We start from the raw sequence: 13,348 nt of genomic DNA, 5'->3' as shown, positions 1-13,348 counted from the left end.
ACTTCTGAGTTTTTTAGTGCGGTGGCGCGTCCAACTCTGGCTAGGCACACTATTGGGCCTCCACATCGTCGCGTGCTGCCTGTCGCTGATCTTCGTCGCGGATTCTTACGCATATCTTAGATTGATTATGTTCGACAAGACGCGCCTCTACGGCGCCATTATGATGGTTGCGCCGTTTGCAGTTGTCTCTGCGCTATTCGTGTTTGCCCGCTTCAGCTTCGGCTATTTTGTTGGGTTCTATCTCTACACGATGGTTCTCGGGTATCTTTGGCTCGCCGAGTTTTCGCTATTCCGATACGATCATGTCTTATACGCCATTTCGGCTTTTTCCTGCGCGTCGGCATTCCTCGCGCCGGCGCTATTCCTGACGTCGCCGATCAAGCAAAGGCTGGTATTGTCAGAGCAAGCGCTTGATCGCTTGTTGTCATTCATACTCGTATTGGGGATGGCGGTCGTCATAACCGGCGCCATCTACAATTTTAGATTTGTCGGCCTCGCTGAAATGTATAGCGCTCGCAGCGAACTCGACCTTCCCGCCTTTATGAGATACGCAATCGGCATAACCCCGAACGCGCTGCTGCCTTTCGCAGTTGCATGCTTCGTGACCCGCCGAAATCATCGACGAGCCGGCGCAGCGCTCCTGCTGATGCTGCTGTGCTACCCAATCGCACTCACAAAGCTGACACTCCTTGCGCCGTTCTGGCTGCTGCTTCTCACATTGCTATCCAGGTTTAACCCTCGCATTGCCGTGGTGCTATCACTACTTCTTCCGCTGTCGACCGGCCTGGCCTTGTCCGTTCTGTACAAGTCCGGAGCGATTTCTTATCAACATTTTATAGAGTACTTCGGGTCAATAAACTTTAGGATGATTGCTTTTCCTTCCGCTGCTATTGATGTGTACAATGATTTTTTTTCGAGGCATGACTACACGTATTTCTGCCAAATTTCGTTTTTGAAGCCATTCGTCCAATGCCCTTACAGCGACCAGCTGTCGATCGTGATGGCAAAGAACTATCAACTGGGAAACTTAAACGCCTCTTTATTCGCGACGGAAGGCATTGCGTCTGTCGGTCCGCTTTTGGCGCCATTTGCCGTCCTCGCATGCGGCTTTGTAGTCGCACTGGGAAACCGTCTATCTGCAGGTTTGCCCGCAAGTTTCATCCTGCTATCGGGTGGGATCTTCCCGCAGTTGCTTTTGAACGTGCCCCTTACCACCACCCTGCTGACGAATGGGGGCGCGCTTCTCTACCTACTGTGGTACGTAACGCCGCGCACAATGTTCAAACAACGGACCGGATAGTTTCTCTCGAACGAAGATCGACAAACAACTATTTCATTTGTCGCTGATTATCTACGTTAAGACCGTCTCATCTTCAAGCGACTGGGCCTCTCGCCGGTGCAGCCTCGTTCTCGCCCTCTATCTGGTACTCGTTTTCCTTGCCTGGTCCCCCCTCCTACGCGCAACATGAGACCGTGAGGGCAAGCAAGGCAGCCGTGCGAACGCGGCAATTGAACGCGTCGCGCACAGAAAATTTGAAGAGGGCTGGCCCAGCGAGCAAGGGTCAGAGTTTGTTGGTAAGCGCTGTTTTCGGTCCCCCTCCATTGAAGGCGTCGAGCGAGGAATGATCGATCTCTGATTGGAGATCGGCTTGTGTCTGAGGTTGACGTATGCTTGAGCCGAGGGCCTCGTTTCGTCGGGTCCAGGTCATCACGGAGAGCGGCCGACGCCGGCAGTTCTCGGCCGACGACAAGGCGCGATTTGTGGAGAGACGCTGGTTCCGGGCCGTGGTATTGTGAGCGTCATGCAGGGACCACGCGCTAAGGGCTGATCCGATCGGCTAGAAGAATCTCGCGGAATGGTTGGTCGCGAGGTCACAATGTCGAAGGATAGTCGTAAGGATAGCGATAAGGATAGGCATACGCCTATCCTCGAACACGGCGCCGACACGCTGCGGCGTGTCGAAATCATCACCGGGACGGGCCGGCGTCGGCGCTGGTCGACCGATGCGAAGGCGGCGATTGTCGCGGAGAGTTTCGCGCCGGGTGCAAGCGTGTCCGCGGTGGCACGAGGACACGACATCAGCCCAAGCCTGTTGTTTCTGTGGCGTCGTCAGACCACGCGGGTGAAGCTCGCGGAGCGCCGGGACGGAGATGTGCCACCTGGCTTTGTGCCGGTCGCGATCACTGGTTGCGGCGGCGAATTGTCATCGCGCGAAGAGCAGGCAGCAATTGAGATCCAAGTCGGCGCGGTTCGCATCCGTGTCAGGGGGACGGTCGACCGGCGGGCGCTGTGCGAGGTGCTTGCGGCAGTCGGGACGGTTGGCCGATGATCGGGCTCCGACCTGGGTTGTCGATCTGGATCGCGACGCAGCCGATCGATTTCCGTCGGGGGATGGACTCACTGGCGATGCTGGTGAGCGAGGCGTTTGGGGCCAATCCGTACGACGGCGGACTTTATGTCTTCCGGTCCAAGCGCCGAGATCGCGTGAAGATCCTGACCTGGGACGGAAGCGGCCTTGTCCTTTACTACAAAAGAATCGAGGGGCAGTTCACCTGGCCGCCGATCAAGGAAGGCGTCATGCCGCTATCTCATGCTCAACTCTCGGTGCTGCTCGATGGCTCAGACTGGAAGCGTGTGCCGATGCGGGTTGTGGATCAGCCAGCGCGGGCTGGTTGATCCGTATCAAGAGTAGCTCGTCACTCATGCGGAGTTGTTGTAAAATCACTCTGCATGAGTGATTTGCCTTCCAATCCAGCATTGCTCCGACACACCGTGATGGCGCTGTCGTCAAGGCTTGCGGCGTTGTCGGCGGAATGCAGCACGCTTTCGGCCGAGCGTGATGCGGCGATCGCCCAACGCGACGCTGCGGTTCAGGAGAACGACAAGCTCCTGATGATCCTGTCCCAGTTCAAGCGCACGATCTTCGGTCCCCGCTCGGAGACACTGGATCCCGGACAGCTGCCTCTCTTCACCATCACGGCACAGGCGGCTCGTGCCGCGGCCAACGACGACGTAACCGGAGGCAGGCTGCCTGATGGAGCGGAGGGCCGTGGAAAGCGACCGGCGCGACGCAACCGGGGGAAGCTTCCGGAGCATTTGCCGCGCATCGATGTCGTAATCGATGTCGAGAGCCACATCTGCCCTTGCTGCGGCGAGCGGCTGCACAAGATCGGGGAGACCGTCAAGGAAGCCTTCGACGTCGTTCCGATGCAGTACCGGGTCAAGCGCATTGTGCGTCCGCGGTATGGCTGCCGGGGATGCCGCCAGGGTGTGATGCAGGCACCTGCGCCGGCCCAGGCGATCGATGGCGGGATGGTGACGGAAGCCTTGCTGGCCCACATCGCGGTGATGAAATACGGCTACCAGTTGCCGCTGTATCGGCAGGAACAGATGTTCGCCGCGCAAGGCATCACGCTCGATCGGCAGACGCTGGCCTCGTGGATGGGCCGCGCCGCCTGGTGGCTGAAGCCGCTTCACACGCTGTTGCGCGACACAATGATGTCCTACCCGCGGCTGTTTGCCGACGAGACGCCGCTGCCAGTTCTCGATCCCGGCCGTGGCAAGACCAAAGTCTGCCAGTTCTGGGCGATCGCCACCGATGACCGTCCGTGGGGCGGCCCGGCACCGCCGGCGGTAGTCTACATGTTTGCTGAGGATCGCAAGGCGATCCGCGCCAAGCAGCTGTTCGGGGACTACCACGGCATCCTGCAGGTCGACGGCTATGCCGCCTACAAGGGCCTGATCAAGAACGGCGGCCATCTGGTGCAATTGGCGTTCTGCTTCGCGCATGCGCGGCGGAAGTTCTGGGACGTTCACGTCGCGACGAAGTCGCCGATTGCTGCGGAAGCGCTGCAACGGATCGCGATGTTCTACGCCATCGAGGATCGCATCCGCGGTCTGCCGGCGGCGCATCGGGCTGCAGTGCGGCAGACCGACACCAGGCCGTTGATCGAGGACTTCAAACCCTGGCTCGAGGCGCGGCTACTGGAAGTCTCGAAGAAATCCGGCCTTGGCAAGGCGATCCGCTACACCCTCAACCATTGGGAAGGCCTGACGCGCTTCATCGATGATGGGCGCATCGAGATCGACAGCAATACGTCGAACGCAGCATCAAGCCGATAGGCCTGGGAAAGAAGAATTACTTGTTCGCCGGCAGTGAGGGCGGCGCCGAAACCTGGACCACCCTTGCATCGCTCATCAACACGGCAAAGCTGCACGACATCGACCCGCGGCACTATCTGACCGATGTTCTCGAGCGCATCGTCTCCGGACGTACAAAGATCAATCAGCTGCACATGCTGTTGCCGTGGAATTGGAAGGCCGAGCGCGATAGTTCGCAGGCAAAGCTCGCCGCCTGATCAGTTCGACGGCAGCGCATCTGGAACTTCCTGCGCATCGCTGGCGTCGTCGTAGATCTCTTCGCGGATCACGCGCAGCGTCACCTCGTGCAGATACACTTGCAGCGCACCCTCCAGCTCGGTGAACTCCGGCAGCAGGACTCGATCGACGAAGCCCCGTGACGCACGGACCATCACCGTGTTGCGTCGCTGCCGGCGATAACGAAACGGCCGCAGCCCATATCGGCGGCAAAGCGCCAGAAAAAGGTGCCGAGACCACTGGTCGGGAAGTGAGAATTGCTGTTCGATCGGTGGATCGTGGCGAGCGAGTTCCTCGACCCGGGCCCGCACCCGCTGCAGCGCGGCTTCCGCCGCAAGGCGCTCACCAGCAGTTCCGGCCCCCACGAACAACGCCTCGATCTTCCGAAGCTTCTCGCGCAGCTGCGACTCGCTGTTCATTCTGATCCCGTTGCCCGCTCCGAACCGGGATCACCCCATCACCGCGCCCCGGCGGCGTCAATCATCCCGACCGCGCTATCCAGAGCATTCCGCGCAAGTCAAGCCCGGGCACCGGTGATCCTATCGTGACGCTCACGTGGTATTGGAGGTCGCGCGGCGGCACGGATTGTCGCCGCAACAGCGGTTTACGTGGCGCCGGCAAATGCGCAGGCGGCTGCGATCCCTGGTGGCTTCCGAGCCGCAGACGTTCGTGCCGGCTGTCGTTCCCCCATCGTGCACGCCGTCGGAGCGCTCACCGCGGCAGCGCCGACGCCCTCGGCGGGGTGCCGAGAGCAGCGGCATCATCGAGATCAACGGCGTCGCGGTCCGGGTCGGCCGCGGCGCGAATGCCGCGACGATTGCGGCCGTGATCCATGCGCTGAAGACCTGCACGTGATCGGTCCGATGGACGCGGTGCGAGTGATGGTGGCGACCAGGCCGGTCGACTTCCGCAAGGGTGCCGAAGGGCTCGCGGCCTTGGTGCTGAGAGCATGCAGGCCGATCCGTTCTCCGGCGCCATGTATGTGTTCCGCGCCAAGCGCGCCGACCGGGTGAGGCTGATCTATTGGGACGGCACGGGTGTGTGCCTGTTAGCCAAGTGGCTTGAGACCGGTTCGTTCTGCTGGCCCCACGTGCAGGACGGCGTCATTCGACCGCGGCGCAGCTGTCAGCCTTGCTCGAAAGGACTGGATTGGAAGCGCGTCCAGACCGCGTCGCCAATCCAGGCGAGTTGAAACGCGGCACAGTGAATCTCGTATGCATGTCGCGCTCCTGGGATGCCGCGACGCATGGTGTAAACGCATCATGGCGACGACCGCCGACCAGTCGGATCGCGATTATGCCGACTCTTTGCCGAGGCATCGGTAATATGTTTTCACCAGCTACCCCAACTTTCATCCCAATCATCGCGAAACTGGGACCCAATTCGCAACTCTATATTTCTCCACTTGCTGCTTGAGCTTCTCAAGGGCCAAAGACGGTTGCGAGCGGTTTACATGATGATCGCCGACAGCAATCGCTGCGAGTATCTGTCGATCGACTTCAAGTGAGTGGTGGATGGTGTCAAGATAATTGTCGAGATCATGCGTAATCCGATCAACGTCGCGGAAATCGTAACTTTCAACATTCGGTAAACGGGATAGCTGATTAAGCTGGTATTCGTTAAATTTGTAAACTTCCTGCAACGCCTTCGACGCAACATCACGCAATGCAACCCAATGGAGGATGGAGTAGGGCGGGAAGTAGACGATAAATTGAGTGTCGGGGTGGTCCTTGATCAGTCCGAGCGCGTCGCGATCGAAGTTGGCAACCATCGCGGCGTAGTCGAAGCCAACAGAAATGGCGTGCGGCGATTTCAGATTCAGCTCAAATGCTTTCTTCGCGTTGGCGGCGTTGAACACCGAGTTTGGTTCTATATGGGACGGGAAAGCGTTTATTTCGTTTACGTCCACTTGGTCAAATTTGATGAAGCCCATCGCGAAAAGCCCGCGAGATAGTCTCTGCATCGAATCCCAGCGGGAAAGAGCAATCCAAGCCGACTCGCGCGCTGTTTCGAGACTGAACAGGTATCCGGCGAAGCCCTTCAAATTCATGCGATAGAGGTCAGCGGGCATATACAGGTCAGCCTCAACAGCGGAATCGCGGAACATCCAATCGTCCATCTGCCAGATGATGCGTTTGGGATCGCGGCTCAGTGCAGCCGACAAGACTACGTATTGCTCTTTTGATGTTCCCCCCGAGAACGCGAGGTTGAGAGATTTCCCGCTAAGGCGCTCGTCAATTTCAGCTTGTCGAAAGCGAACGCCGAGCGAAGTGCCCATGAACACCGTATCGAAGTGCTGGCTGCGGATCAGCCCGGCGTCACCAATGCGTGGGTTTGACGAGTAACGCGCTGGGGAGACCCAAGGCGTATGAAATATCTGCAAGGGATCAACGACGAAATTGAAGCCAGCAAGCAGGCCCGTGATAGCGGCGGTCGCGCAAAGAAATCTGATTAGGTACGCGTGCTGCATTTACGGCCAAGCTTTGACAGTTGCGGAGCCCCCCCTGCGAACCGCTTGTACCCAACCTTCGGCCGGTCATCGTCAGCCCGATTGCAATCGGCGTTCACATTGAACGCTCCTACCAGCGCTAAAAAGAGAAGAACGGCTAAGTTTCGCATAGGCAAGACCTACCATCCCGCCCCACAGCGAGCAATAGATGACCGCAGCCACTTGTGAAGCTGCCAAGGCCCGCGTTTTTGCGGGCAAACGCGGCACAGTACCTGCTTTACAATCTAAAACTGCTTGAGCAGGCACTAAAATCTGAAGTAAATAAACTCGCTATGTCGCTGGATTCCGAGAATCCCGAAAGCCAGTACCGCCCCGCTTACGTAGATCAATAGCGGGCTCATCCTCCATGCACCAAGTCTCTCGCCGACCTTCCGATTTGCGTGGTCGTAGCCAATAATTGTTTGCGTATTCGGCGCAAACCAGGCGAGTGCTGCATAAGCGAGGATGAAAACAGCTTGCACGATCTCGAGGCGGCCGAACACGATATTACTGGGGTCGGCCATTTTCGACAGCACCGAGAGTGCACTTATCAGGGTGTCGGCGCGGAAAAACACCCAGGCGACGACGACGGCAAGAAATGTCAAAATCCGCCCGGCAAGATTGGCCAACGGCGCGACGCGCGGTGACGCCTTCGGCCCGTAATTGTTCCAGGCGTGGTTGATGCAGAGATAGGCGCCATGCAGCACGCCCCAGACGACAAACGTCCACGCCGCACCATGCCAGAGGCCGCCCAGCAACATGGTGATTCCAAGATTGACATAACGCAGCATCGACCCATGGCGGTTGCCGCCGAGCGAGATGTAGAGGTAGTCGCGCAGGAACTGCGACAGCGTCATGTGCCAGCGCCGCCAGAAATCGATGATCGAGGTCGCCTTGTAAGGCGAATTGAAATTCAGCGGCAGGAAGATGCCGAACATCAGCGATATCCCGATCGCCATGTCCGAATAGCCGGAGAAGTCAAAATAGAGCTGGAACGTATAGGCCAGCACCCCGATCCAGGCCTGATCGAAGGTCGGCAAGCTCGGCCCGAAGGCGAGCGCGACCAGTGGCTGGACGCCATCGGCCAGGCATGTCTTCTTGAACAGGCCGATCGCAAAAATGATCAGGCCGCACAGGATCAGATGCGGATCCGGGCGCTTGGCCTTGGCGCGCTCGAACTGCGGGATTATATCTTTGTGGTGGAGGATGGGTCCGGCGATCAGATGGGGAAAATATGTGACGAACAGCGCGTAATGCGGCAGCGCGTAGCGTGCAACATTACCACGATACGCATCGACCAGGAACGCGATCTGGGTGAACGTGTAAAAGGAGATGCCGACCGGCAGCAGGATGTCGATGACGAAGTGAGTTGCTAACACCGCATTGAGATTGAGGGCAACAAAGCCGGCATATTTGAAGATCGCGAGCACTAGCAAATTGCAGGCCACGCCAACCAAAAGCATAGCGTGGCGCAAACGGACGCGCGATTTCCACACGATCAGAAAATAGCCGATCCCGTAGTTGAATGTGATCGAAACCAGCAGCAATGACACAAATTGCCAATTGCTGAACGAATAGAAGGCTAGCGACGCGAGCGCCAGCCAGCCGATAGGCCACAGACTGCCGAACCGACCAAAAACGAAGAAGCCGACGAATGCTACGGGCAGAAAGAGGAATATGAATCCGTAAGAGTTGAATAGCATAGCCATCTCGAATTTTACGGGCTTAGGTACCACCACAAACCCACGGCTAAAACCCCCCGAATTCGTCTCTTGGCGAGGAGCCGATGCATAGCATAAGCTATTCGGTCACAGATTCTCATTGTTCATGGACCCGAAAGCGAGGTTCAGCTCACAGCGCGACGTTCACAATGGCTTCCACCAGAAAGGCAGAATCGTCTCCGAGAGAGAGGTGCTTGGGCCGTCGAGAGCAAAACTCCAAATCGGTGGCCTAGACGCTGCTCCTTGACGACCGTGACGCGTTAGCGCACTAGCGAAAGTTATCCGGTGTATGTAGTGCAAGGTGTCTCCCTGGATGCCTAGGTAATCAGTCCAGGAAGAACGCCTCGAAGCCCGAAACCAAGATCAAGAGTAGACTGGGGATGCCCTCCTACGGCCAATATACCGAGAGGAAACTTGTCGAACAATCGGATCGCTCAGGAGGCGCTTCGGCCATACTTACGTCCCGTGGTGAACCGCGGCGCGGGAAAAAAGGAAACCTTGCACCCCTGCACAATTCAGCAATAGAAGATCGGTGGCGAACAATCCGTGATTGTGATCAAGAGTTTCAGCTCCGCCGTGTGTTTTAGCTAACCCCACGCGAGAAAAGATTCTAGTCATCTCGCTGTGATGACCTTCGCGTTTGCGATTGTGTCAACAAATTCTGCAATCGACTGCAATAGGTTTGCGGCGTCATTGACGCGATTCTATCGCGCCCCAGCGCTCCTAGCCTCTTCGCAAGTCCCGGGTCATGGGCAAGTTTTAATATACTTTCAGCTATGGAAGAACTTGAAAAAGGGTCAAACAGCAAACCCGCGCTTCCCACTTGCTCCGGAATCGAAAGGATATTGGAGGCTGCGACTGGCGTGCCCGCCTCAAAGGCTTCATAAATGGGTATACTGACGCTTTCGAACAGGGATGGCATCACAAGCGCGGCCGCAAGATGGTAGATCGCCTGCAAATCGGACTGCTCAATGTAGCCCAGATGCAAAATATTGCCTTCGAGCCCGGCTTCCCCGACCGCCCTCATCACGACCTCATAGTCGTCGCGCTTTTTCCCGGTCAGGACCAATTTCAATTCAGGCGCGTTGGCGACGACCTGCCTGAATGCATGGATCAGGCGAAGATGATTCTTGTGCGGCCAGAACTGCGCGGGGTACAAAATAAAGCGATCCGGCAGACGAAGGCGACCACGGACCTTTTCAAGTTCCGCTGCGTCGAACTCCGCAATCCTCTGCTGCAACGGCGGAGCTGCAATAACCGCGACCCATTCATCCCGCACGCCAAAGAAACGGACGATATCCGATTTCACGTATTCCGACTCGCAGATGATGCGAGCTGCCCTGCGGGATAGGCAAACATGGACTCTGCGGCGCCAGAGTCTTTGTGCCCAAGAAAAATTCTGCGGATAGTAGAACTCCTGCAGATCATGCAGTGTATAGACAAATGGTTTCGCGGTCTGGAGCAGAGCCAGAGAATATATCGGAGCGATCAGGATATCTTCGTCAACGAACGGATCTTGCAATTTCAGGCCCAGCGCATCGGCCGCCACGTACATCAATTGCTTCCAGCGGGGCTCGGTAAATTTGCAAATTGGATACCCCAGCTTCACGAGATCCTTGTTCGAAGGGTCGGCATAAAGCGTAATTTCATAGGCTTGCGTGTGGCGGAGCGCTTCCAGCATCGACAGCGAATATTGGTATGTTCCTCCGAGGTCCGGCGTCGCCAGCACCACAACGCCAAGTTTTGTCAAACAGCTCTCCCTTTTGTCAGGGAGCGGAGAACCGACTCCAGGTGCTTGCGGTTGCCAGGCGAAAGAAAGTTCATTTTGCCGAGGCCAACGCCGTCATGCGCATATACCCGCTCGGCTGCCGGAAACGGCCCATTGTTGTTCTCTCCCACGCGGTCAATATCACCGCGTAAAATCCAATCTCGCCATCCTCCGGCGCGGAAGAAAGAAAGGCCATTGATCAGTTCGAAGTTGGCATGCCAATTGGCAACTCCATTTCTCGTTAATTCCGCCATCAGCTTCGTCTTGCCAAAGCCCAGCGACGCCGCGTCAACGCGCAGGACGGCCTGGGTGAAGGCGCAACTCCAAACCGAGTCAGCCGTGCCGAGCACGAGCGACAGGCCCGGAAAACCGTCAAGGAAGGTTTGAAATTCGCCGACGGCGTCGCGCACTTCCTTCAGGTGCCTTGGATACCCGCGCAACTGTTCGCGGGCGACGCCGGCAAGAATTTCGGACATGCGGCCGTTCCACGCCAACTGTGTCGCGTCACGAACGCCAAATTCGATGGTACGATCGCCCCAGTGACGCAGCGACCTGAGTTCCCTTGCCAGCGCTTCGTCATCGGTGACGATCATCCCTCCCTCGCCGGTTTGGATCGGCTTGATGCACCCGAACGAAAACACGCCGACGTCGCCCCAGGAGCCAGCAGGTCTTCCGTCCGCGACGGCGCCAAGGCCCAGGCAAGCATCTTCGATCAACTTCAGCCCGTGCTCGCGCGCCAAAGTCCGCAGCGCGGAGACATCTTCGGGATTCCCCCACATGTGGGTGGCAATTAGTGCCCGCGTTTGTGGCCCGATCCGACGCTGGACATCGGAACAGTCGAGCATGAACGTGGAATCCGAGATATCCGCAAAAACGGGCGTAACACCCGCGTTGATCAAAGCCATCGCGGTTGCGGAACAGGTATCGACCTGATGGATCGCCTCGTCGCCCGGTTTTAGCCCCATTGCGCGCAGCGACATTTGCAGCGCTACGCCTCCGCTCGCGACCGCAATCGCATGGCGGGCGCCGACGGCTTCGGCGAAATCGTTTTCGAGGCGCTCATGCGCGAGCCCCCGTCCGTAGGCCATGTTCCACTGCGAGCTTCGCAGGATTTCCGTGACAGCGCCCACTTCATTCGCCAAGGTACGGGGATAGACGCCAAACACGCCCCCCATCAAGCGCTTGGCCAATCGCACCAGAAAATCGTAAGCGGGCGGAAATCGCTCGCGAAGCATTACGACAAGGGGAAGAAGGCGCTGGAGCATTGTTCGATTGACTGCTATGAGGCCAAAGCGACGAAAGAGTAAAGTCGCCCCGGGCGGTTTGATCGTTTCAACTGCCACAAGCCAAGTCTGAAAACGGTAGATTCCGGCAAAATCGAACTGAGGATTCTGCCTGGCACCGATTTGCAGATCTTGGCAGCAAGAAGCTCCGGCGTATTGGGGTGCAGATTGATCGGTGAATCGTAAGGTCCGATTTCCTCAATGATGCGAAGTCCTGCATCCACAAAAGCTGCACGATAGTCGGACAGCGTGAACGCGTTCTCGCCGCCATAAAGCTGATGATCCACCTGGGCGTCGAGAAATTCCTGTAAACTGGATTCATAGTCGTCGACCACATGCTCGCGGCAACCCAACAGCAGCCCGCCAGGACGCAGTACACGCGCATACTCGGCCAGCATGGCCTTCAAATCCATGGCGTGATGAAGGCCTTGCCTGACATAGACGACGTCGAAGCTATCAGAGGCGAACGGCAGATTCTCGCCATACGCATCAACAATCCTGGCCTCAAGGTTTTCTGACGACAAGGATGTGGCAATCGCACCACGACCAACTGAATCCGAAGGATCCGGCTCAACCGCGCCCACCTTGAAGCCCGCACGCGCGAATGCAAAAGTTGCGATGCCGTTGCCGCTTGGAACATCCAGGACGTCGCGCGCATCCGACCTATGAGCCTCGATCAACTTGAGAACTTCAGCAAATTCGGCGCTTTCAGCAAAACGCCGGCAATTATCGTGCAAATCAGCCGTCAAATATGCGTTGTAAATCAACTCACGATGCTGCGGATCCTTTCGAAGGATATTGATCGCCTCTTCCCAGCTATACCGGGCTGCTTTTTTGTCCTGTAACATCAAGGCACCGATTTAAAATTGTATTTATCCGAGATGGGAAGGGTTCGTGCTCAATCCCTCATTCCTGGTCGTGGTCGCCTCTCGTGGGTTGTTAGGAATTTCGAACAAACGCGCAGAAGACAACCCGATAGTCACGTTTCTGGATGATGGGAAGCTGCTCCGGTTTCAGGAATCTTTTCGAGGCGTCAGCAGCGGGGTGAACTTTCGGCGAGGACCAGTTATCAGCCACTGCATCCACGAGGCGCCAGCGGCTGAACACGCGCTGGATTGTCTCTAGATCCAGGCACCAATGGTTGTTGAACATAAGTATGTTGGGGCCAAGTGCCATGCTTAGAAAGAGCTCGGCGTCATCCGACATGACGCGACCAAGCTCCGATACCAGATTTGGCAAGGCGTTTGCATCGATGCGGTCTCCATACCGACCCAATCCGATGAGTTGCAGCGCCGCGGCCGATGTAAAACAGTCGAACGATCCGGCCTCAAACGGCAGCGGTTGCGTCACATCGTGCTCGACGTATTTGACGGCGCTGAACCTGTCAGAGCAGTCGGCGAGAACAACAGCCGTCACGTCGTGCGAGGTGGAAAGGATTGCATTCTGCGTTTTGGGGCTGCCGATGTCGAGTATTCGCCGGCGTCGATTTGTGCGCGCAAGCTTCTCGGCCATCCAGTAACCAAAGGCGTCGTAGTGCGTGAAGAATTCCGTCGGATCCGCCGACGCATCGCCTACAACGTGCGCCGGCAATCCCCGCAACGGGTTGTCCGCCGACATCGAACTTTGATATGCGCGAAGTTCGGAGCGCATCGAGAACGATTTCAGTTTTCGGGCTATTCGATTCATGATTGGTGGTGGCGCGTCCTTCAT

At 57.4% G+C, this 13,348-nt stretch carries 11 protein-coding genes and 2 pseudogenes; 6 read left to right on the top strand and 7 right to left on the bottom strand.

Annotation, left to right across the window (positions count from 1 at the left end; genetic code table 11):
* Nucleotides 1–127: 127 nt before the first annotated feature.
* The 4 genes and pseudogenes from AC0L2F_RS20045 to tnpC all read left to right on the top strand — a co-directional run bounded on the left by AC0L2F_RS20045 (nt 128) and on the right by tnpC (nt 4,359).
* Nucleotides 128–1,300 carry a hypothetical protein gene (locus AC0L2F_RS20045; RefSeq protein WP_473249571.1) on the top strand — a complete coding sequence of 391 codons (1,173 nt, stop codon included), beginning with the start codon at nt 128–130 and terminating at the stop codon, nt 1,298–1,300.
* 577 nt (nt 1,301–1,877) lie between these two features.
* Nucleotides 1,878–2,330 (top strand): IS66-like element accessory protein TnpA, encoded by a 453-nt coding sequence (gene tnpA / locus AC0L2F_RS20040; protein WP_148745815.1) that lies wholly within the window; start codon nt 1,878–1,880, stop codon nt 2,328–2,330.
* Nucleotides 2,327–2,677 (top strand): IS66 family insertion sequence element accessory protein TnpB, encoded by a 351-nt coding sequence (gene tnpB, locus AC0L2F_RS20035; RefSeq protein WP_038952245.1) that lies wholly within the window; start codon nt 2,327–2,329, stop codon nt 2,675–2,677. Before tnpA ends, tnpB (AC0L2F_RS20035) begins: the two co-directional genes overlap by 4 nt.
* Before the next feature lie 99 nt (nt 2,678–2,776).
* Nucleotides 2,777–4,359, top strand: a pseudogene (gene tnpC / locus AC0L2F_RS20030) (IS66 family transposase).
* Here tnpC and AC0L2F_RS20025 read toward each other — a convergent pair.
* Nucleotides 4,360–4,797, bottom strand: a complete 438-nt coding sequence (locus AC0L2F_RS20025) for a hypothetical protein (protein ID WP_018457659.1) — start codon at nt 4,795–4,797, stop codon at nt 4,360–4,362.
* Nucleotides 4,798–4,933: 136 nt separating this feature from the next.
* On the opposite strand from AC0L2F_RS20025, the gene AC0L2F_RS20020 reads away from it, so the two are divergent.
* Complete coding sequence (locus tag AC0L2F_RS20020) at nt 4,934–5,233, top strand: transposase (protein WP_473249570.1); 300 nt, start codon at nt 4,934–4,936, stop codon at nt 5,231–5,233.
* 8 nt (nt 5,234–5,241) lie between these two features.
* Nucleotides 5,242–5,570, top strand: a pseudogene (gene tnpB / locus AC0L2F_RS20015) (IS66 family insertion sequence element accessory protein TnpB).
* A gap of 168 nt (nt 5,571–5,738) precedes the next feature.
* Here the strand turns inward: tnpB (AC0L2F_RS20015) and AC0L2F_RS20010 are convergent.
* From AC0L2F_RS20010 to AC0L2F_RS19985, 6 genes are all read right to left on the bottom strand, one after another.
* Nucleotides 5,739–6,848, bottom strand: coding sequence for a hypothetical protein (locus AC0L2F_RS20010; protein WP_473249569.1), 1,110 nt, complete (start codon nt 6,846–6,848; stop codon nt 5,739–5,741).
* Between the two features lie 284 nt (nt 6,849–7,132).
* Nucleotides 7,133–8,575 carry an MBOAT family O-acyltransferase gene (locus AC0L2F_RS20005; RefSeq protein WP_473249568.1) on the bottom strand — a complete coding sequence of 481 codons (1,443 nt, stop codon included), beginning with the start codon at nt 8,573–8,575 and terminating at the stop codon, nt 7,133–7,135.
* A 622-nt stretch (nt 8,576–9,197) separates the two neighbouring features.
* Nucleotides 9,198–10,337, bottom strand: a complete 1,140-nt coding sequence (locus AC0L2F_RS20000; RefSeq protein WP_473249567.1) for a glycosyltransferase family 4 protein — start codon at nt 10,335–10,337, stop codon at nt 9,198–9,200.
* Nucleotides 10,334–11,620 (bottom strand): DegT/DnrJ/EryC1/StrS family aminotransferase, encoded by a 1,287-nt coding sequence (locus AC0L2F_RS19995; RefSeq protein ID WP_473249566.1) that lies wholly within the window; start codon nt 11,618–11,620, stop codon nt 10,334–10,336. Before AC0L2F_RS19995 ends, AC0L2F_RS20000 begins: the two co-directional genes overlap by 4 nt.
* Before the next feature lie 14 nt (nt 11,621–11,634).
* Nucleotides 11,635–12,486: a class I SAM-dependent methyltransferase gene (locus AC0L2F_RS19990; protein ID WP_473249565.1), complete on the bottom strand. Its 852-nt coding sequence runs from the start codon at nt 12,484–12,486 to the stop codon at nt 11,635–11,637.
* 91 nt (nt 12,487–12,577) lie between these two features.
* Nucleotides 12,578–13,348, bottom strand: a complete 771-nt coding sequence (locus tag AC0L2F_RS19985) for a DUF268 domain-containing protein (RefSeq protein WP_473249564.1) — start codon at nt 13,346–13,348, stop codon at nt 12,578–12,580.

This window comes from Bradyrhizobium sp. Ken64 (assembly GCF_055807555.1).
This window is presented reverse-complemented; position numbering and strand designations above follow the sequence as displayed.

What these genes read in the sequence shown, in the direction of transcription:
- AC0L2F_RS19985 (WP_473249564.1), bottom strand. Translation starts at nt 13,348, where the DNA reads ATGAAGGACGCGCCACCACCAATCATGAATCGAATAGCCCGAAAACTG.
- AC0L2F_RS20010 (WP_473249569.1), bottom strand. Translation starts at nt 6,848, where the DNA reads ATGCAGCACGCGTACCTAATCAGATTTCTTTGCGCGACCGCCGCTATC.
- AC0L2F_RS20045 (WP_473249571.1), top strand. Translation starts at nt 128, where the DNA reads ATGTTCGACAAGACGCGCCTCTACGGCGCCATTATGATGGTTGCGCCG.
- AC0L2F_RS19990 (WP_473249565.1), bottom strand. Translation starts at nt 12,486, where the DNA reads ATGTTACAGGACAAAAAAGCAGCCCGGTATAGCTGGGAAGAGGCGATC.
- tnpB (WP_038952245.1), top strand. Translation starts at nt 2,327, where the DNA reads ATGATCGGGCTCCGACCTGGGTTGTCGATCTGGATCGCGACGCAGCCG.
- AC0L2F_RS20005 (WP_473249568.1), bottom strand. Translation starts at nt 8,575, where the DNA reads ATGGCTATGCTATTCAACTCTTACGGATTCATATTCCTCTTTCTGCCC.
- AC0L2F_RS20025 (WP_018457659.1), bottom strand. Translation starts at nt 4,797, where the DNA reads ATGAACAGCGAGTCGCAGCTGCGCGAGAAGCTTCGGAAGATCGAGGCG.
- tnpA (WP_148745815.1), top strand. Translation starts at nt 1,878, where the DNA reads ATGTCGAAGGATAGTCGTAAGGATAGCGATAAGGATAGGCATACGCCT.
- AC0L2F_RS19995 (WP_473249566.1), bottom strand. Translation starts at nt 11,620, where the DNA reads ATGCTCCAGCGCCTTCTTCCCCTTGTCGTAATGCTTCGCGAGCGATTT.